This window comes from Aeromonas sp. QDB56 (genome assembly GCF_027705505.1).
GTDB classification, from domain to species: Bacteria; Pseudomonadota; Gammaproteobacteria; order Enterobacterales; family Aeromonadaceae; genus Aeromonas; species Aeromonas caviae.
The window spans coordinates 1-18,988 of sequence record NZ_JAPDBZ010000077.1; the positions used below are offsets into that span (position 1 = coordinate 1).

General features: G+C 63.3%; 18 protein-coding genes and 1 pseudogene. 7 read left to right on the top strand and 12 right to left on the bottom strand.

Going from position 1 to position 18,988, the window contains the following annotated elements:
* Positions 1-176: 176 nt before the first annotated feature.
* Positions 177-1,514 carry a hypothetical protein gene (locus OKB81_RS12950; protein ID WP_270805265.1) on the bottom strand — a complete coding sequence of 446 codons (1,338 nt, stop codon included), beginning with the start codon at positions 1,512-1,514 and terminating at the stop codon, positions 177-179.
* A gap of 219 nt (positions 1,515-1,733) precedes the next feature.
* Here OKB81_RS12950 and OKB81_RS12955 point away from each other — a divergent pair.
* Positions 1,734-2,051, top strand: a pseudogene (locus tag OKB81_RS12955) (DUF1496 domain-containing protein).
* An 817-nt stretch (positions 2,052-2,868) separates the two neighbouring features.
* On the opposite strand, the gene OKB81_RS12960 reads toward OKB81_RS12955, so the two are convergent.
* Positions 2,869-4,317, bottom strand: a complete 1,449-nt coding sequence (locus OKB81_RS12960) for a catalase (RefSeq protein ID WP_160839255.1) — start codon at positions 4,315-4,317, stop codon at positions 2,869-2,871.
* A 152-nt stretch (positions 4,318-4,469) separates the two neighbouring features.
* Between OKB81_RS12960 and OKB81_RS12965 the strand changes: the two genes are divergently transcribed.
* Both OKB81_RS12965 and OKB81_RS12970 read left to right on the top strand, forming a co-directional pair.
* Entirely contained in the window at positions 4,470-4,958 is a 489-nt protein-coding gene (locus tag OKB81_RS12965) for a GNAT family N-acetyltransferase (RefSeq protein WP_010675925.1), read from the top strand.
* Complete coding sequence (locus tag OKB81_RS12970; RefSeq protein ID WP_160839253.1) at positions 4,955-5,812, top strand: AraC family transcriptional regulator; 858 nt, start codon at positions 4,955-4,957, stop codon at positions 5,810-5,812. The genes OKB81_RS12965 and OKB81_RS12970 overlap by 4 nt, the downstream gene beginning before the upstream one ends.
* 69 nt (positions 5,813-5,881) lie before the next feature.
* Here the strand turns inward: OKB81_RS12970 and OKB81_RS12975 are convergent, their stop codons facing one another.
* Both OKB81_RS12975 and OKB81_RS12980 read right to left on the bottom strand, forming a co-directional pair.
* Positions 5,882-6,781, bottom strand: a complete 900-nt coding sequence (locus OKB81_RS12975) for a DMT family transporter (protein WP_043154992.1) — start codon at positions 6,779-6,781, stop codon at positions 5,882-5,884.
* Between the two features lie 109 nt (positions 6,782-6,890).
* Positions 6,891-7,331: a DUF2214 family protein gene (locus OKB81_RS12980; RefSeq protein ID WP_039040139.1), complete on the bottom strand. Its 441-nt coding sequence runs from the start codon at positions 7,329-7,331 to the stop codon at positions 6,891-6,893.
* Positions 7,332-7,441: 110 nt separating this feature from the next.
* Here OKB81_RS12980 and OKB81_RS12985 point away from each other — a divergent pair, with 110 nt between their 5' ends.
* Positions 7,442-9,046, top strand: a complete 1,605-nt coding sequence (locus tag OKB81_RS12985; protein ID WP_270664290.1) for a sensor domain-containing diguanylate cyclase — start codon at positions 7,442-7,444, stop codon at positions 9,044-9,046.
* A gap of 35 nt (positions 9,047-9,081) precedes the next feature.
* Here OKB81_RS12985 and OKB81_RS12990 read toward each other — a convergent pair whose 3' ends face one another.
* The 6 genes from OKB81_RS12990 to OKB81_RS13015 form a co-directional block, all read right to left on the bottom strand.
* A complete protein-coding gene (locus OKB81_RS12990; protein ID WP_270805266.1) occupies positions 9,082-9,729 on the bottom strand; it encodes an HAD family hydrolase in 648 nt (215 codons plus the stop codon).
* A 65-nt stretch (positions 9,730-9,794) separates the two neighbouring features.
* Complete coding sequence (locus tag OKB81_RS12995; RefSeq protein ID WP_160839109.1) at positions 9,795-10,802, bottom strand: ABC transporter ATP-binding protein; 1,008 nt, start codon at positions 10,800-10,802, stop codon at positions 9,795-9,797.
* A 6-nt stretch (positions 10,803-10,808) separates the two neighbouring features.
* A complete protein-coding gene (locus OKB81_RS13000; protein ID WP_160839111.1) occupies positions 10,809-11,585 on the bottom strand; it encodes an ABC transporter permease in 777 nt (258 codons plus the stop codon).
* Positions 11,578-12,474 carry an ABC transporter permease gene (locus tag OKB81_RS13005; protein WP_160839113.1) on the bottom strand — a complete coding sequence of 299 codons (897 nt, stop codon included), beginning with the start codon at positions 12,472-12,474 and terminating at the stop codon, positions 11,578-11,580. The genes OKB81_RS13000 and OKB81_RS13005 overlap by 8 nt, the downstream gene beginning before the upstream one ends.
* The gene (locus tag OKB81_RS13010; protein WP_160839115.1) at positions 12,474-13,307 is read right to left on the bottom strand and encodes an alkaline phosphatase family protein; all 834 of its coding nucleotides are present in this window, start codon (positions 13,305-13,307) and stop codon (positions 12,474-12,476) included. Before OKB81_RS13010 ends, OKB81_RS13005 begins: the two co-directional genes overlap by 1 nt.
* Before the next feature lie 10 nt (positions 13,308-13,317).
* Complete coding sequence (locus tag OKB81_RS13015) at positions 13,318-14,364, bottom strand: ABC transporter substrate-binding protein (protein WP_160839117.1); 1,047 nt, start codon at positions 14,362-14,364, stop codon at positions 13,318-13,320.
* Positions 14,365-14,547: 183 nt separating this feature from the next.
* On the opposite strand from OKB81_RS13015, the gene OKB81_RS13020 reads away from it, so the two are divergent.
* A complete protein-coding gene (locus OKB81_RS13020) occupies positions 14,548-15,360 on the top strand; it encodes a UTRA domain-containing protein (RefSeq protein WP_270805267.1) in 813 nt (270 codons plus the stop codon).
* A 46-nt stretch (positions 15,361-15,406) separates the two neighbouring features.
* Here the strand turns inward: OKB81_RS13020 and OKB81_RS13025 are convergent, their stop codons facing one another.
* Positions 15,407-16,171, bottom strand: a complete 765-nt coding sequence (locus tag OKB81_RS13025; protein WP_010675913.1) for a helix-turn-helix domain-containing protein — start codon at positions 16,169-16,171, stop codon at positions 15,407-15,409.
* Between the two features lie 443 nt (positions 16,172-16,614).
* Positions 16,615-17,529: a LysR family transcriptional regulator gene (locus OKB81_RS13030; RefSeq protein WP_270805268.1), complete on the bottom strand. Its 915-nt coding sequence runs from the start codon at positions 17,527-17,529 to the stop codon at positions 16,615-16,617.
* 257 nt (positions 17,530-17,786) lie between these two features.
* On the opposite strand from OKB81_RS13030, the gene OKB81_RS13035 reads away from it, so the two are divergent.
* Complete coding sequence (locus OKB81_RS13035; protein ID WP_041211883.1) at positions 17,787-18,119, top strand: hypothetical protein; 333 nt, start codon at positions 17,787-17,789, stop codon at positions 18,117-18,119.
* Positions 18,120-18,149: 30 nt separating this feature from the next.
* Positions 18,150-18,836, top strand: coding sequence for a pirin family protein (locus OKB81_RS13040; protein ID WP_109112080.1), 687 nt, complete (start codon positions 18,150-18,152; stop codon positions 18,834-18,836).
* Positions 18,837-18,988: the final 152 nt, after the last annotated feature.

An 18,988-nucleotide genomic window follows, 5' to 3' on the forward strand; every position in this document is an offset into this window, starting at 1 on the left:
TCTCGCACCTCGATAACTGTACGTAAGATCAGTATAGTTCGTGGTAACTGACTGCTAATCATGGGTAATCAGGTATGGATTTAGGGACTCAGAATACTTTTTTCTGAAAATCAAGGCGGCCTTCCCCGGAAAGCCGCGATGAACCTGTTTTTATGGTGGCATGACGCTTAAAAAAGTCAGTTAAGCAGTTTTTCCAGCTCCGCTTCGGCATCCGCCCTGGCCTGATCGCTCAGGGTGCCGGAGGTCGCTTCCCGCTTCTCGCCCTGTTGCTGCACCGCCTTGGCCGCTTGCAGCTGTGCACTGGTCGCGGCACTGATGGTCGCTGCGCTGCTGGCGGCTTGTTGCTTCGCCGTGGTTGCGGCACTGCTGGCGGCCTGCTTGGCGCTGTCGCTCACTGCCTTGGCGGTTTGTTGCTGCGCTGTGGTTGCAGCACTGATGGTCGCTGCGCTGCTGGCGGCCTGTTTGGCGGTGTCGCTCACCGCCTTTTCGGCTTGCTGCTGCGCCGTGGTTGCGGCACTGATGGCGGCGGCACTGCTGGCGGCCTGCTTGGCGCTGTCGCTCACCGCCTTGGCCGCTTGCTGCTGTGCGGTGGTGGCGGTACTGATGGTTGCTGCACTGCTGACGGCCTGCTTGGCGCTGTCGCTCGCTGCCTTGGCGGCTTGCCGCTGCGCCGTGGTGGCGGCACTGCTGGCAGCCTGCTTGGCGGTGTCACTCACCGCCTTGGTGGCTTGCTGCTGCGCTGTGGTCGCGGCACTGATGGCGGCGGCGCTGCTGACGGCCTGCTTGGCGGTGTCACTCACCGCCTTGGTGGCTTGCTGCTGCGCTGTGGTGGCGGCACTGATGGTGGCTGCGCTGCTGGCGGCCTGTTTGGCCGAGTCGCTCGCCGCCTTGGTCGCTTGTTGCTGCGCCGTGGTTGCGGCACTGCCGATCACCTGTCTGGTGGAGTCGGACAGGGCCTTGCTGGCGCTCTGTTGCAGTCCCCCCAACATGGTGCCCAGCAGAGAACTGCCAGCGCCCGTGAGCCCCTGACCGGCACCGGTCAGGGCCGTGGCGGCCGGGGTGGCCTGGGACTGCCAGCCCTGCATGGCGCTGGGCCAGGTCGGGGTGGCGGCCGTCAGGTTTTCCCCGAAGACCTGGGTCGCCCCGTCACCTTTTTGCACCATGACGGCGAGCTGGTTGGTGTCGGCGTTCCAGACCATGCCGGCCTGCTTGGCCACGTCCGGCACCGGGGCGTAGCGGGAGACCACGTAAAAGAGCGGCCCCTCCTGTTGCAGCTCGTCGGCGGTCTTGAGCAGCTGCATGGTGCTCTCGTAGTTGGGCCCCAGCATGGCGGTCATTCTGTCCTTGATCAGCGGCTGCTCGAACAGGTTGGCCTCGTTCGGATCGAAACCGACCAGCGGCTTGAGCAGGGCCCACATCAGCTGGCTGGTGGGGCTCATCATCAGCAGGGGGGCGACACAGGCGGACAACATCAGGCTCAGGCAGGCAGCCTTGAGCAACGGCATGATACGCATTGACAACATATCCAGTTAATTACCTGATTATTAAGGGTTATTTATTACCGCACCCCGGCGATGCCGGTGGGGGCCCACGGCAGAACCCTGACAGGCCTTTGCGGGCGCAGGCAGGCTATCATATTGCTTCCGGAATGCCAGATGAGCCGACATTTATTGGTCAAGTCGAGGGCTCTGCTGGTCGCTTTACACTTTCACACCCCCGTGACAGGAATTCCCATGATCCGTTGTGCAGGTTGTCTGCTGGCCCTTGGCTGGCTCTTCCCCGCGTTGGCCGCCCCGGCGTCCAACACCCTCAGCCACTCGGTGGGCACCGAGCTGGTGCTGCCCCTTGGTTCGCTGCCCGAGCGGGTGTGCTGGTATCAGGATCAGAAATACTCCCAGGGGGCCCGCATCCAGCAGGGGGAGCTCTGGCTGGAGTGCGCGCCGTAACAGGCGATGGAGACCAATGGTCCCCTGATCTGGCGAGAGGTGACGACGCCGTCACAGAGTGGTGAACCGGAGGGCAACCAGCGGACGATCCGGGTGGGCCAGTGAGCCTTTTCTTGATCCAGCTACAGACACGGGCGTGATCTCTATCGCATAATGCGGCTCTTTCTTCTCTTGACTGGGATCTAAGCAATGGCTCGTCGCTCTTCCAATGCACAACGTCGTCGCAGTAGCTGGTGGTACAAACGCTTGTTGGCAAGGGAGCGGGAAGAGCGCGAAGCGCGTTCCGTCCGGGATTGATACCGCATTGAACAACGGAGCCTCGGGCTCCGTTTTTATTGGTGACTAAAAGAGCATTATCGCAGGCAGGTTTATTACCACAGGTGGACAATGGTGCCGCTCTGTCAGTGCACAACGTCGTTGCCGCCGTGAGCTGGCGGTACAAACCCTTGTTGGCAAGGGGACGGGAAGCGCGCGAGGGCGTTGCGTCCGGGATGGATACCGCATTGAAAAACGGAGCCTCGGGCTCCGTTTTTATTGGTGACTAAACGTGCATTACCACAGACAGGTTTATTACCACAGGTGGATAATGATGCCGCGCTGCCAGTGCTCAACGTCGTTGCCGCCGTGAGCTGGCGGTACAAACCCTTGTTAGCAAGGGAGGGAAGCGCGCGAGGGCGCGGCGTCCGGGATTGATACCGCATTAAAATCGGAGCCTCGGGCTCCGTTTTTATTGGTGACTAAACGTGCATTACCGCAGGCAGGTTTATTACCACAGGTGGACAATGGTGCCGCTCTGCCAGTGCACAACGTCGTTGCCGTCGTAAGCTGGCGGTACAACCCCTTCATTCAGCAAAGACCGTCGTGCGAGAACGGGGGCCATCAGGCCCCCGTTTTGCTTTGGCAGAGGTTGGCTGCCTGCGACTCAGCGTTGCAGGGCGGCCAGGGCCAGCTCGACCCGTTTGGCGTACTCGGGGTCGGCCTGCTCGAAGTGCCTGAGCTGGGCCGCGACGATGGCGTCATCCTCCACATTGATGAGGGAGCGGGCCAGGTTGGCGGCGAGGCGGGCGCGCTGTCCCTCGTCCATCAGGCGGAAGAGAGCTCCCGGCTGGCTGTAGTAGTCGCTGTCGTAGTCACGAAAATCGTAGTGCAGGGCAGCCCCTTCCAGACTCAGGGCCGGTTCGTGCTGCTCGCTCGGCTGCTGGGTGCCGAAGCGGTTCGGCTGGTAGTTGGGGCTGGCGCCGCCATTGCTGTCGGCCCGCATGGCGCCGTCGCGGTGGGCGCCGTGGTGGAACGGGCAGCGCGGGGCGTTGACCGGCAGCAGGCCGTGGTTGACGCCGAGGCGATAGCGCTGGGTGTCACCGTAGGAGAAGAGCCGCCCCTGCAACATGCGATCCGGCGAGAAGCCGATGCCGGGCACCACGTTGGCCGGGGTGAAGGCGGCCTGCTCCACGTGGGCGAAGTAATTGTCCGGGTTCTGGTTGAGCTCCAGCACGCCCACCGGGATGAGCGGGTAGTCCTTGTGGGGCCACACCTTGGTGAGATCGAACGGGTGGATCGAGTAGGTCTGGGCCTCGGCCTCTGGCATCACCTGGACATAGACCTTCCAGCGCGGGAAGTCCCCCCGCTCGATGGCATTGAACAGATCCGCCTGGCTGGTCTCTCTGTCCTGACCGACGGCGGTGGCCGCCTCTTCATCGGTGTAGAAGCTGTGGCCCTGCTCGGTCTTGAAGTGGAACTTGACCCAGAAGCGCTCGTTGGCCGAGTTGATGAAGCTGAAGGTGTGGCTGCCGTAGCCGTTCATCTCCCGCAGGCTCCTGGGAATGCCGCGATCACTGAACAGTATGGTGACCTGATGCAGGGATTCCGGGTGGCGTGACCAGAAGTCCCAGGCGGCGGTGGCGCTGCGCAGGTTGGTGCGGGGATCCCGCTTCTGGGTGTGGATGAAGTCGGGGAATTTCAGGGGATCGCGAATGAAGAACACCGGGGTGTTGTTGCCCACCAGATCCCAGTTGCCCTGCTCGGTGTAGAACTTGAGGGCGAAGCCGCGCACGTCCCGCTCGGCGTCGGCGGCCCCCTTCTCGCCGGCCACGGTGGAGAAGCGCAGGAACACCGGGGTCTGCTTGCCGACGGCGTTGAACAGGTCGGCCTTGCTGAAGGCGCTGATGTCGTGAGTCACGGTGAAGGTGCCGTAGGCGCCCGAGCCCTTGGCGTGCACCACCCGCTCGGGAATGCGCTCGCGGTCGAAGTGGGCGAGTTTCTCCATCAACCAGATGTCTTGCATCAGGACGGGGCTGCGGGGGCCGGCGGTGAGGCTGTTGTTGTTGTCGACGACGGGGGCGCCGTTGGCGCTGCGCAGGGTCTTGTCGGTCATGGCGGGTCTCCTTGTGATGAGTCGCCAGACTAGGGGAAGTGGGGGAGCGGCTCCAATGGAGTGTGCCTAACCCTTTGATTGGTTTCGCTGATGGGGGTGGAAACAGACGCCAGCCTTGCGGCAAGATGGGATTCAGCCAATCAGGAGGTCTCATGTCCATCACCATTCGCCGCGCCGGGCCGGAAGATGCCGCCGCCCTGCGGGATCTTCACGCCATGCCCCATGCCCAGGCGGGCACCCTGCAACTTCCCTTCCCCTCCCTGCAGCAGTGGGAGCAGAAGCTGACCCCGCGGGATGGCATCTACAGCCTGCTGGCGGAGTGGGAGGGGGAGGTGGCGGGCGCGCTGGTCCTGATGGTGGAGCCGGCCCCCCGTCGCCGCCACGTGGCGAGCATCGGCATGGCGGTGCACGATGACTGGGCCGGGCGCGGGGTGGGCACCGCCCTGATGCAGGCTGCGCTGGATCTGGCGGACAACTGGCTCGGCTTGACGCGGGTGGAGCTGACGGTCTGGGCCGACAACCAGGCGGCCCTGGCCCTCTATCGCAAGGCGGGCTTCGTGGAGGAGGGCGTAGCCCGGGATTACGGCCTGCGTCATGGGGTGCTGGTGGATGCCCTCTACATGGCCAGGGTGCGCCGATGATCGACTATCGCGAGCGCCTGACGCCGGTGCTGCGGGCACTGGAGCAGGATCCGGATCTCTCCATCGAGGCGCTGGCGAGTCGCGCCTGCCTCTCCCTCTACCATTTCCACCGGGTGTTCACCGCCGTGGTGGGGGAGGCCCCCGGCGAGATGTGCCGCCGCCTGCGGATGCAGCGGGCGGCCTGGCAGCTCTGCTACACCGATGCCAGCGTCACCGCCATCGCTCTGGGGGCGGGACTTGGCAGCTCCCAGGCTTTCGCCAAGGCGTTTCGCCGTCACTATGGTTGCACCCCAGGGGCGTTTCGCCGCGACAAGGGCAAGAATGGACACCTGGATCGCAAGGAAGGACACGCATGGCAAGGGGCACTCCCTTATGCTGAAGGCCACTCATCAGCAAGGAGCAACACCATGAACACCGTCGAGATGGACGCCCGCACCCTGGCCTATATCCGCGTGACCGGCCCCTATGGCGAAGGGTATGACGCCGTCTGCCATCGCCTTCACCAGTGGGCCGCGCCCCGTGGCCTGGAAGGGGGAGAGTGGATCTTCATCTACCACGATAACCCCGAGGTGACGCCGCCGGCCCAGTGCCGCACCGACATCGGCATCAACGTGCCGGTGGGCACCCTGGGGGCGGGGGAGGTGGAAATTCAGCACATCCCCGCCGGACGCTACGCCCAGTCCCGCTACCTCATCACGGATCGCAGCCAGTACGGGGAGCGCTGGCAGGAGCACATCGGCGATATCGTCGCGGCCGGGCTCGCCTTTGGGGACGGCCCCTGCTTCGAGCTCTATCACAGCGTGAGCAATGACCCCCTGCGCGATGACGTGAGCTTCTGCTCCAGCGTGCGCTAGGCAGGCGGCAATAAAACGAGGCGCCCAAGGGCGCCTCGTTTTATTTGGGGTCCATGACCACCGCCGATATCAGGGCTGGCTGGGCACCTTGTCCCGACGGGACTTCCACCACCAGCGCAGGCGGATCTGGGAGATGAGCATCCCCGCCAGCATCAGGGCGCAGCCGACCACGGCCCGTTCGTCCAGATGTTCCCCCAGCAGCAGGACACCGCCGATGGCGGCGAACACCGTCTCCAGGCTGAGGATGATGGCGGCATGGGCCGGATGGGCACCGCGCTGCCCCACCACCTGCAGGGTATAGCCGATGCCGACCGAGACCAGACCTGCATAGAGCAGCGCCTGCCAGCCCGCGACGGCACCACTCGCCGTCGGGGTCTCGATGACGAAGGCAGTGGCCAGGCTGAGCAGACCGCACACCACGAACTGCACCCCGGCAAGACGAATGGGGGCGACCCGGTTCGAGTAGTGATCCAGCACCAGCAGATGCACGGCCCAGAACAGGGCCCCGATCACTTGCAGCAGATCGCCGTAGCCGATGGTGAACTCCTCGGTGACGCTGAGGTAGTAGAGCCCGGCCATGGCGATGAGAGCGCCTACCCAGGTGTTGGCCCCGGTCTTGTGGCGCAGGGCCAGGCCGATGACGGGGACTAGGATGATGTAGAGGCCGGTGATGAAGCCCGCCTTGGCGGCCGTGGTGTAGAGCAGCCCCACCTGTTGCAGGGAGGCGGCGGAGAAGAGCACGGTGCCGGCGATGAGGCCCCCGGTCAGCAGCAGGCGGTGATCACCGGCAGGCTGGGGCGGCTGGCGTGACTTGAGCCACCACAAGAGCGGCAGCAGGGAGAGGGCGCCTAGCAGGAAACGCAGGCCGTTGAAGGTGAAGGGCCCCATGTGATCCATTCCCAGGCGCTGGGCGACGAAGCCCAGCCCCCAGATGGCGGCGGCCATCAATAACATCATGTTTGAACGCATACGGAATCATCCCTGAGAAAGAGTCTCGGCGGCACTCGGGCCCCGCCATTACGATACCTGCGAGAAGGGGCGTTTGTCGTCAGCCATTTGTTGCCGGGCGAGGGCAGGATCAGCGGCTGGCCAGCTTGGCGAGCAGGGGCAGCAGGGCGAGCAGCAGCAGGTTGCCCCTAAGGATCCAGATCACCCAGAACTGCTGTTGGGTGGAGACAAGGGGAGCCCGTCCCTGGCGCAAGGATCGGCGCCAGTGGTGGAACAGCCGGCTGGGGTAGCCAAAGCTGATGGCCATGGCGAAGAACATCAGCAGCTTGGTGCGGTAACCCGGATTGGCAAGCAGGATGGCCGGTGGCTGGGGATGGGCGACCACCAGCAGCACGCCCGTGATGAAGATGAGCAGCAGGGCCAGGGCGGCCAGGCTGTCAGCCAGCAGCAGCTTGCGCACCTGCTCGATGGACATGCCGCGTCGGAACAGGAAATACTCCGAGGTGATGGCACCGGTCAGGGTGATCACGGCGCAGTAATGGAGGGCAGTCAGCAGTTCCGGTTTCAACATCCAGGCCAGTTCCTTCTCGTTGGCCACATGATGCGCTTCCCTTTGGACGCCATCAGGTGGGGCTGATATTCTGACACTACACGATGTCAGGGGATAGCATGGAGTCAGGGTTGGATAAGCGAGCAGTCTCCAAAAAGACCTGGTCCCTGGTGGTACGGATGCGCCTGGGCCTGCTTCTGCTCTTCATTCCCGTCCTGATGCTGGGCGCCATCTACTACTTGCACATGGAGCGCAGCCTGCAGCGAGAGCTGCAACAGCGCCTGCTCGCCACCAATCACCAGTTGCGCCACATCTTCATCGAACCCTACCTGAACGAGATGGAGCGTCAGTTCTCCCTCATCTACGACCAGGTCAAGGTGGAGGACATCAGCGGCCCCCGTCTGCGCAACACCGACTCCTATCTCAGGGAGTGGCGTCTCTACAAGGGGGTGATGGCGGATCTCATCTACATCTATGTGGGCACCGCCGAGCGCCAGATGCTGATCTACCCCGAATGGCAGGCGGATGCGGACTTCGACCCCAGGGTGCGCCCCTGGTATCAGCTGGCCAGCCAGCATGTGGGCAAGATGGTCTGGACCGAACCCTACTACGACTACACCAACGGCACTCTGGTGATCGCCCTGGCGCGGGCCATCACCGACAAGGAGGGCAAGGTGCGGGGGGTCTTCGCGGTGGATGCCATCCTGGCCCCCTTCTCCGCCCAGCTGAACCGGCAGTGGAACAGCGGCTACCAGATGATCGTCAACCAGTCGGGCAAGGTGCTGGCCCACCCCGATCCCTCACAACTGCTCAAGCCCATGACCCACCCGACCTGGCTCTCCCGCTTCAGCGGGGAGGACGGCATCTTCCTGGATCAGGCGTCTCGCCAGTTCGTAGCCTACAGCCGCCTGCCGGACCACAACTGGGTGCTGATCAGCGTGTTGCCCGCCTCCAGCATCCAGGCGGTGGTGGCGAGCGCCTCCCTCAACGTGCTCGGGATCATCGTGCTGGCCAGCGTGCTCTACATGGTGCTGGCACTGATCTGGTCCCGTTATTTCAGGCGGATGCTGGACGAGATCTCCACCGTGATCCGGGCCAGCCGGACCCAGCCTGACGAGGTGCACCAGGGGGGGATGCGCGAGCTCAGGCACGTCTATGCCGAGCTGGCGGAGGTGAGCAAGGATTATCACGAGGTGCGCCAGCAGGCGAACCTCGACAAGCTGACCGGCCTTTACAACCGGCGCTTCTTCGACGAGCGGTTGAATCGGCTGCTGCTCGATCAGGAGAGCTTCTGCCTGGCCATGATCGATCTGGACGGTTTCAAGCGGATCAATGACACCTATGGCCACCAGACCGGGGACGTGGTGCTCAAGCGGGTGGCCAGCTTTGGCGCCAAGCTGCTGGGGGATCATGGCTGGGTATGCCGCTATGGCGGGGAAGAGCTGGTGGTGCTGTTTGCCAATCCCGATATCCACTTCTGCCAGATGCTGCTGGAGCAGTACAGGATTGGGGTGGCCTCCCTGCACTGGCGTGAACCCGGTCTTGGGATCACCTTCAGCGGCGGCCTGGTGGCGAGTGCCCCCGGGCTTGGGGCCAGGAGCCTGCTGACCATGGTCGATGCCGAGGTCTATCGCGCCAAGGGTGACGGCAAGAATCGCATCTACATGGTGGATCCCCTGGCTCCCCGGGACGACTCGCCATCAGGGGATGGCATGTTGAGCAAAGAAGAGGCCTGAGGGCCTCTTCTTCATTGCGCGGATCAAGGGTGCAACTACCAGGTCCAGAGGGGCCAGCCCAGCTCCTCGGCGCACTGGCGCAGGGCGGGGGCCGGATTGACCGCATGGGGATGGCTCACCGCCTGCAGCATGGGCAGATCGTTGTGGGAATCGCTGTAGCCGAAGCTCTCCTGCCAGAGGTGTTCCTTTCCGGCAAAGAGCTGGTTGATGCGGGCCACCTTGCCCTCGCGAAAACTCAGGGTGCCGCGGGTCTGGCCGGTCAGCATGCCGGCTTCCTCGTCGAGCAGGATGGCCACGCAGTGATCCATCCCCAGCATCTGCGCCATGGGGGCCACCAGATGCTCGCCGGAGGCGGAGATGAGCACCAGCTCGTCTCCACGCTGGTGGTGCCACTCGATGCGGGCCAGCCCCTCGGGGTAGAGGCGCTCCCGCAGCACCTGTTCGGCAAAGCGGGTGCAGAGGGAGTCGAGCCACTGGCGCGTCCTGCCTGCCAGCGGTTGCAGGGTGAAGGCCATGTACTGGTGCATGTCCATCTTGCCCTGGTGGTAGAGGGACATCATGGCCTGCTCCTCGGCCACCATGCCCGCCGGGGCCAGCTCCTGGGCCACCATGTACTCCAGCCAGAGGCTGGCGGAATCCCCGGCAATAAGGGTCTCGTCCAGATCAAACAGTGCCAGGGCCATGGCTGCTCCTCGGGTTGGCTGCCAGCATCGGAGTACTGGCTGAAAAATGAATGGGATTCATGGCGTTATGCTACCTCACAGAGTTGATCCCGGGCCACCACCAGGGTCACGGCGCTGCCCACCGGCAGCAGATCGCCGGCACGGCGGTTGAGGCAATCCACCGTCAACAGCCCTGCCTCGCACTCCACCTGATAGCGGATGACGTTGCCGAGCAGCTGCTGCTGGCGAACGATGCCGGGCAGGCTGGGCTCGTGGCTGACCGCCCCGGCGGGCAGCAGGGTGATGGACTCCGGCCGCAGCGCCAGCTTGCCGCGAAAGCGCGGGCCGAACAGGGATTTGGCCTGCTCGCCACCCAGCAGGTTGTAGTTGCCGATAAAGCCCGCCACGAACTCGCTGGCGGGGCGGGTGTAGATCTTCTCCGGTGTGCCGCTCTGGACGATGGACCCCTTGTTCATCAGGAAGATCCGATCCGACAGGGTCAGCGCCTCCTCCTGATCGTGGGTCACGAAGATGGTGGTGAGCTCGAGGCGCTGCTGGATCTCGCGGATCTGCTGGCGCAGGCTGCGGCGGATGCGGGCATCCAGCGCCGAGAGCGGCTCATCCAGCAGCAGGATCCGCGGCTGCACCACCAGAGCCCGGGCCAGCGCCACTCGCTGGCGCTGGCCGCCGGAGAGCTCGGCCGGATAGCGGCGCTCGAAGCCGGTCAGCTCCACCAGCTCTAGCGCCTCCTGCACGCTGGCGGCGAGATCCCGCCACGGCTGGGGTTTCATCTTGAGGCCGAAGGCGACGTTGTCCCACACCGTCATGTTGGGGAAGAGCGCATAGCTCTGGAACACCATGCCGATGCCCCGCTTCTGAGGTGGCTGCCAGGTAATGTCCTCACCGGCCACCCGCACCTGACCACCATCCACCGGGGTGAGCCCGGCCAGGGCCCGCAGCAGGGTGGATTTGCCGCAGCCGGAGGGGCCGAGCAGGGTCACCAGCTCCCCCTTGCGGATGCCGAATTCAATCCCCTCGAACACCTTGGTGTCACCGTAGGATTTGTGCAGTTGATTCACTTCTAGATGGAACATGTTGATTCACCGATGAAATCTGTTGGCTGCCCAGGTGAGCAGCAGGGTCAGCAGGAAGTAGCTCATCACCAGGGCGCTGGTGAAGTGGCCCGAGGTGGCACACATGTTGTAGAGGTAGACCTGCAGGGTCTCGTAACGGGTGCCCACCAGCATGTTGGCAAACACGAACTCGCCGAGCAGGAAGGAGAGGGAGAGAAACAGTGCCGCCAGCAGCCCCTTGCGCAGGCAGGGGAGCACCACCAGCAGGAAGGCGCGGGCACTGCTCGCCCCCAGCAGATGAGCGGCATCCATCAGATCTTTCAGCGGCACCCCTTGCAGGCTGTTGGCCAGCGCCCGGTACATGAAGGGGAGCACCACGGTGAACCAGGTCCCGATCAGGATCCACGGCGTGCCGATAATCGGCAGCACGCCGTCAGCGTAGATCTGCAGCAGCCCCACCGAGGAGACCACGGGCGGCACCGCGAAGGGGAGCAGGATCAAGAGGTTCATCCAGGGATCCAGCCTGGGGAAGTAGTAGGCCACCACCAGCACGGTGGGCACCAGCACCAGGGTCCCAAGCAGCAGGGTGGCGAAACAGACCAGGAGGCTGCGGCCAAAGGCCGCCAGAAAGCGCGGGTCGCCCCAGAGTTTGAGATACCAGTCGAGGGTAAAGCCGTCCGGCAGCAGGGTCGCCCCCCAGCGGGTGGAGATGGAGTAGAGAAAGGTAGCCAGCAGCGGTAGCAGCAGGGTGGCGACCAGCGCCCCCAGCACCCATCTGGGCCAGCGCGGCGTCAAATCATGCATGGGATTGCCCCTTGTTCACATAGCTCTTTTTCAGCAGCCACTGGTTGGCGGCTGTCACCACCCCCAGCAGTACCATCAGGATCACCGCCAGCGCCGCCGCGAGATTCGGCTCGAGGAAGATGTCGCCGGAGACCAGACTGGCCACCCTGATGGTCACCAGGTTGAAGTTGCCGGTGGTGAGGGCGTAGGCGGAGGCATAGGCTCCCACCGCGTTGGCAAACAGGATGATCAGGGTGCCGAGCAAGGCGGGCGTCAGCACCGGCAGCGCCACGTGCCACACATACTGCCCCCTGCTCGCACCCAGCAGGACGGCGGCCTGCGGCCACTCATCCTGCAGGGCGTCGAACGCCGGGTAGAGCAGCAGCAGGGCGAGGGGGATCTGGAAGTAGGTGTAAATCAGGATAAGACCGCTGCCCGAGTAGAGGTTGAAGCCGTCGATGAGGCCCCAGGATTTGAGCAGCAGGGTCACCGCGCCATTGATGCCGAGCACGATGATGAAGGCGAACGCCAGCGGCACGCCGCTGAAGTTGCCCGTCATGGTGACGAAGGCCAGCAGCACCCGCTTGACCCGCTCTCCGCTGTGGCGCAGGGCCGCGGCCCCTAGGGTGCCGATGGCGAGCCCCGCCAGGCTGGCGATGCCGGCGATGCGCAACGAGTTGCCGAAGGATTGCAGATAGAAGGGGGAGCTCAAAATCTCCCGGTAGTGGTCGAGACCCCAGCCATCGGGGGTCTGGACGCTGCCCACCAGCACCCACCCCATGGGGGCGAGCTGGAACAGGATCATCAAGAGGACAAAGGGCAGCAGCACCAGGGCTGGCAGCCAGTGGCGTCGCACCCGGCGTGTCTTCACCTGTTGATCCGCGAGGATCTCGGTGGTGGCAGGCATCATCAGTGCACCTCGCGCATAAAGGCCGCCTTGAGCAGCGGGGGAGCCACCGGCTTGTCGTGGGGCACACCCAGCAGGTCGGCCATCAGGGCGCAGAGCTGGGTCTGGGCGATCACTACCCCATCCGGCCAGCGTTCGACGAAGGCGTCGCCAAACAGCCAGAGCGGCACGGTGCGCTCCTCGGCCAGGGTGCCGCCATGGCTGAGATCGTTGTTCATGCCGTGATCCGAGGTGATCACCACCTGATACCCCTCTGCCAACCACTGGGGCAGCAGCTCGGCCAGCAGACTGTCCATGCGGCGAGCCTGATTGCGGTACTGGCGGGAATCGAGGCCAAACTGGTGGCCCGCATCGTCCACCCCCATGGGGTGGATCAGCAGAAAATCGGGGTTGTACTGGCTGCGCAGCCACTCGCCGTCCATCAGCAGATGGCTGTCGGGGTAGCCGTCATCCCAGTAGAAGCAGCCGTGCTGGATGGGCAGTTGCTCATCGTGAGTGAAGCGATCGCGGGCCGCCAGCCAGGGGCTCTGGTTGTAGAGCTCGCTCACCCAGTGGTAGGCCGCCGCTGCGGTGCGTTTGCCCGCGGCCCGGGCCAGATGGAAGATGGAGTCGTGTTGGCTCAGGCGCGTCACCCCGTTGTGGGTGATGCCGCTCGCCACCGGCGGCACGCCGGTCAGGATGCACTCGTAGAGAGGGCGGGAGAGGGAGGGCAGGGCGGCACTCAGGGTCGTATGCAGGCCGCGCTCTGCCTCCACCATGCCACAGAGGTAGCCCATGCAATGGGCTACCTCTGCTGCCAGGCCATCCACAAGTACCACTATCACCTTGTGTTGCACTGGCCGCTCCTTACTGCATGTTGATCATGACGGTTTCCTGCCACTGGCGCGGCAGGGCCTTGGAGCTCAGCTCCCAGGCGGCGTGATCCTGCACCGGCTTGGCGTTGGCATACTGCTCGGCCGGCAGCAGCTTGGCCTTGACGTCATCCGGCAGGGTCACGTTGCTGCGAATGGGGCGGGCGTAGCCACGGGCCAGGTTAATTTGACCTGCATCGGAGAGGATGTATTCCCGCGCCAGCTTGGCGGCGTTGGGGTTCTTGGCCCACTTGTTGATGATGGTGGTGTAGCCGGCGATGACGGAGCCGTCGCTCGGGATCACCACATCAAACTTCTTGGGGTCGATCTGGTCGCGGTAGTTGAGGGCGTTGAAGTCCCACAGCACCCCCACTTCCACTTCGCCTTTCTCGATGTTGGCGATGGTCGGGTCGTTCAGCGACAGACGGCCCTGCTTGGCCAGCTTGCCGAACAGATCCAGGGCGGGTTTCAGATTCTTCTCGCTGCCGCCGGTGGCATAGGCCGCCGCCAGCACGCCGTTGTTGGCCTGGGAGGCGACGCCCACGTCACCCAGGGTCACCTTGTAGTCGCCACCCAGCAGGGATTGCCAGCTGGTGGGGGCGGCCTTGACCAGATCCTTGTTGATCAGGAAGGCGATGGTGCCGGTATAGGCCAGCATCCAGTGGCCGTCCGCATCCTTGGCCCAGTTGGGAATGTCGGCCCAGGTGGAGGGCTTGTAGGGCTGGGTGACCCCCTGCTTGACCGCCACCGGGCCGAAGGCGCCGCCCACGTCGCCGATGTCGGCGGTGGCGTTGGCCTTCTCGGCGGCGAACTTGGCGATCTCCTGGGCGGAGCTCATGTCGGTATCCTGATGCTTGATGCCGTAGATGCTGCCGAGCTGCTGCCAGGTATCCTTCCAGTTGGCCCAGCTGTCCGGCATGCCGACGCTCTGGAGCTGGCCCTCACCGCGGGCGGCTTTTTCGAGATCCGCGATGTTCTCGGCGGCAAACAGCGGTTGACTGATGGCCATCAGGGCCAGTGCACTTGCGATCACGCTTTTCATCATCCCATCCCTCTGGACTAGGTCAGTTAAGGTTCGAGAGGGATGCTAGAGGGGAAATATGACGGTGGCGGGGCGCTTTGATGGCAGTTTCGTGACAATCGCCCTGTCATGGCGCTGTCATCAGGGGCGGTTACAACTCGGGGTCGACAACCTCTGGTCTACTCCAGTGGTGTGCAAACCCGAATGACCGACAGGGATGTGACAGTGACAGAGCGATTGAGTGAACAGGGGATGGCCGATGGCCGCATACCCTCCAAGTGCGAACAGATTTGCCGGACCCTGCGCCGCTATATCGGCAGCGGACACCTGGCGGCGGGGCAGCAGCTGCCCGCCGAACGGGCCCTGAGCGAGCGATTCGCCACCACCCGCATCACCATCAAGGAGGCACTCTCCAGCCTCGAGGCGGACGGCCTCATCTACCGGGCCGAGCGGCGCGGCTGGTTCGTGGCGCCGCCTCGCCTCACCTACGATCCCGCCATCCACACCCACTTTCACCAGTGGATTGGTGAGCAGCAGCGCACCGCCGAGACCCGGGTGCTGGCCCATGGCAACCAGCTTGCCAGCAGCGAGTTGTGCCGCTGGATGGGTCTGGAACCCTTTACGCCGCTCTACGAGATCCGCCGCCAGCGGCTGATCGACGGTCGCCCCGTGCTCCACGTCAGCCATCACCTGCTGGCGAGCCGTTTCCCCGACATCGCCAGCGCTCCTCTGGCCAGCTCCCTCACCGAGCTTTACCAGCAGCGCTATGGCATAGGCCAGGGCTGGGCGAGCCTCGAGATCACCCCCTCGGCGGCCCGGGGAGAGATAGCCCGCGCCCTCAACCTGGCCCAGGGGAGCGCCGTGCTGCGCTTGGTGCGGGTCAATCATGACGAGGAGGGGAAGCTGGTGGATTGCGACATCGAGCACTGGCGACCGGACGCCATCCGCATCTGCCTGGATACCCGGGCACTGCAACCGCTCGCCATGGGCGCGCGGCAGGTGCAACTGGCAGAGTAGCGGCGTTCTGGCGCTGACATGGCGGATCCCGCAGGATCCACCGGGATCAGTTGTCGATGTTGGGGATCAGATCGTCGAAGCTCTGGTAGCCGCAGTCCGCCAGTTGCAGCGACATGGTGTAGGTCTTGCTGCCCTCCCGCTGGCCGATGGCGGGGCGGTTGAGCTTGAGCTCCTGATGCCAGTACTCCTTCATGCGATCGATCAGCGCCATGGCCTCGCTCTCCCCCAGATGGAGCTGGCACAGCGCCATGTAGTTGTTGGGCCTGTGCATGTTCTCCACCAGATAGTCCCCCAGCACCGACATGGCCTGGCGCGCCTGCTGGCGGGCGAAACGGCTGTGCTGCTCGAAGCTGATGCGCTCGCTGATGAGGAAGTGGTAGCTGTTGTCGATGCCAAGCTGCAGGATGCCGAGTTTCTCCAGCTTGCGCAGATAGAGGTAGCAGGAGGCATCGGTCAGGCCGTACTCCCGCTTGAGATCGATAAGGGTCTTGTCGCGCCAGAAGATGTTGGCGAGAAAGGCATAGAGCCCCGGCTCCTTGTGAAACGCCTCGTCCTGCTCCTGGGTGAAGACGGCCCGGCGGCTCTGGGCATCCTGGGTCCGGTCCAGCAGCTCTTCGAAGGAGAGTCCCACCAGATGGCAGATCTCCAGCAGAGTGTCGAACGGCAGGGAGGGCTTGTTCATCATGCGCTTCACGGTGGCGATGGAAACCCCCATGGCTTCTGCCAGGGTCTGATAGCGGATCCCCTTGTCGGTCAGGGTTTTCTTCAGGGTGTCGAGGATGTGATTGGCCAGTGTCTGGCTGTAGGTCATGCAACTATTCCTTTATCTGCATTTTTAGTCGTGTCAGGAATTGAGTGGTTTGTCTGTATTGGGCTCAAATTTTGACACCTAGAAAAACCAGAGGAGGGTAACCCGGTGATAATGGCGGAAATGGCCTGACCAGTTGTTGTGCAAGGTGGCAGAAAATGACACTCGGTGGTGCATATCCTTCAACCTTTCAACATTTTGCTGGTGATGCATATTACATCGCACATAATTCAACACGAATCGGATTCAATACCTTCCTGGTTGAGAAAACGATTGTTTGCTTCCAATTTAAGGGTTTTTTTAACCGCAAGGTTTTATTCTTTCCTGGCATTGAGCGGAACTCGCAAGAGGTCCGCTTTTTTTCTTTTCTCCGAATCTGAGCCCGTCGTCAAGAATGGGGCGCAGTTTTGATACTTCCTGCGCCACCGACCCCGGAAGGCAGTCCTTTATTCCCCCTGACCGGCAAACAGCTTGGGGATCTCCCGCACCAGCCAGCTCTTGGCCTTGCCCATGGTGTCTCGCCGCCAGGCCAGCACGACCTGGATCTGGTGGCGATATTCGGGACTGATCATCTTGAGTCTGCCCGCCTTGATGTCCTCTTCAATCCAGCGTTGCGGCATGGTGCCGATGCCGAGCCCCGCCAGCAGGGCGTCCCGCTTCTCCCCCATGGTGCTGACGGTCAGGCGCGGCTGCTTGTCGAGCAGGCGGTAGGTGAGCACCGGCTTGCGCAGTGCCGTGTCGGCCACCGCGATGGCGCGATAGCGGCGCAGGGTCTCGTCCGCCAGGGGCTCGGGTTCCTGATGCAGGGGGTGATCGGGGTGGGCGACGTAGAGCATCACCTCCTCCCTGAGCACCTGGTGCTTGATGCCGGTCATGGCGATATCGGCATTGAGAGAGGAGATGAGCAGGTCGGCGCGGCCATCTTCCAGGCACTCCCAACTGCCCGCCAGCACCTCGGCGCGAAACCTCAGCCGGGTATCGGTCTGTTCGGCCAGCCGATCCACCAGGGGGTAGAGAGCCTGTACCGGCATCAAGGCATCGACGGCGATGGTGATGTCGGTCTCCCAGCCACGGGAGAGGGCCCGGGTCTCCCCCACCAGGTGCTCGGCCGCCTCCAGCAGCACCCGGCCCCGCTCCAGCAGCATGCGGCCCGCCGGGGTGAACTTGGTCCTGTGGCCGCTGCGGTCGAACAGCATGGCGTCCAGTTCGTCTTCCAGCTTTTGTACCGTGTAGCTCAGCGCCGAAGGCACCTTGCCCAGCTCGTCGGCCGCCGCCGCGAAGCTGCCACGACGGTCGATGGCGTCCAGCACCCGGATCGCCTCCAGGGTCAGCGCCCGCTCCTTGTTCGATTCCTTGGCCATATCCAACCTTCAATTTTTTTGAATGTGTTTACCAGATTATCTCGCTAACAACTTAGGGGAAGTCACTTTAATATTCAATCAACGCTTAGGCAGGAACGCCTGGCAGCCAAATAAAAGGTAGTTCCGGGCTGAGACATCCCCAAACACGATGTCTGATGTCAGCAAAAGAACAACATAGTATTTGAATGATCTCTTGCATGGATGCATTGATTCGGGCCCAAGGGGCCTTGGCAATGACATAAAACCCAAGAGAGTGAATGAACATGAAAAACGTAATCAAGATGCTGGCCGTTGCAGGCCTGATGACCGCAGGTGCCGCCCAGGCTTCCGTTCCCGCTGACTTCAATGCCGCCCCGGGCGTGCTGTTCGTCAACTGGAGCGCCACCGCCGCGATGGACGGCAAGGCCAACCCCATGCTGGAGGTGCGCGACGAGTCCGGTGATCTGCTGGCTTCCGTCCACGCTAACCTGATGGGCACCCAGCAGGTCGCCATCCCGAGCCGTACCCAGGGCAAGCTGACGGTGAGCCTGGGCAACGAAAGCAGCAGCTACCGCATCCCCTTCGGTCTGGGTGACGGTCGCCAGCGTTAATGAACCAACTTGGTCAGTGAGGAGCACACCATGATGAAATTGAGAGCCGCAGAAGCACGGGGCAAGGCCAACTTTGGCTGGCTGGATGCCCGTCACAGCTTCTCCTTCGGTCACTACTATGACCCGGAATGGATGGGACACTCTGCCCTGCGGGTCATCAATCAGGATCGGGTGGCGCCGGGTGGCGGTTTCGCGACCCACCCTCACGCCAACATGGAAATCCTCACCTGCGTGCTGCAAGGCACCATAGAGCACAAGGACAGCCTCGGCCACGCCGAGCAGATCCCGGCGGGGGATTTCCAGCTGATGAGCGCAGGGTCCGGCATCCGGCACAGCGAGTACAACCCCTCGCAGACCGAGGCGCTCTCCCTGCTGCAAATCTGGATCGAGCCGAATGAACACGGCACGACCCCGGGTTATCAGCAGAAGAAGATTGAAAACAAGCCCGGGATGACGCTGGTGGCGTCACCGGACGGCGAGGCGGGATCCTTCAGGATCCGCCAGCAGGCCAGAGTGTGGCGTCTGCAGCTCGCAGAAGGGGAGACCCTGGAGTGGGCACTGCAAGGGCGTCATGGTTACCTGCACATGATTTCAGGGGAGCTGACCGGCAACGGTCTGGCTGCCCGACCCGGCGACGGGCTGCTCAGCCGCGACGAGTCGAGCTGGGTGCTCACCGCCTCCAGGGGGAGTGAAGCCCTGCTGTTTGACCTGCCTTGATAGAAAAATCTTGGCGAAATGAATGAGTTAACAATTAGCTTTTACACTGTAAATACCATGATGGTAAGCAAAGGAATACCTGATTACCCATGATTAGCAGTCAGTTACCACGAACTATACTGATCTTACGTACAGTTATCGAGGTGCGAGAT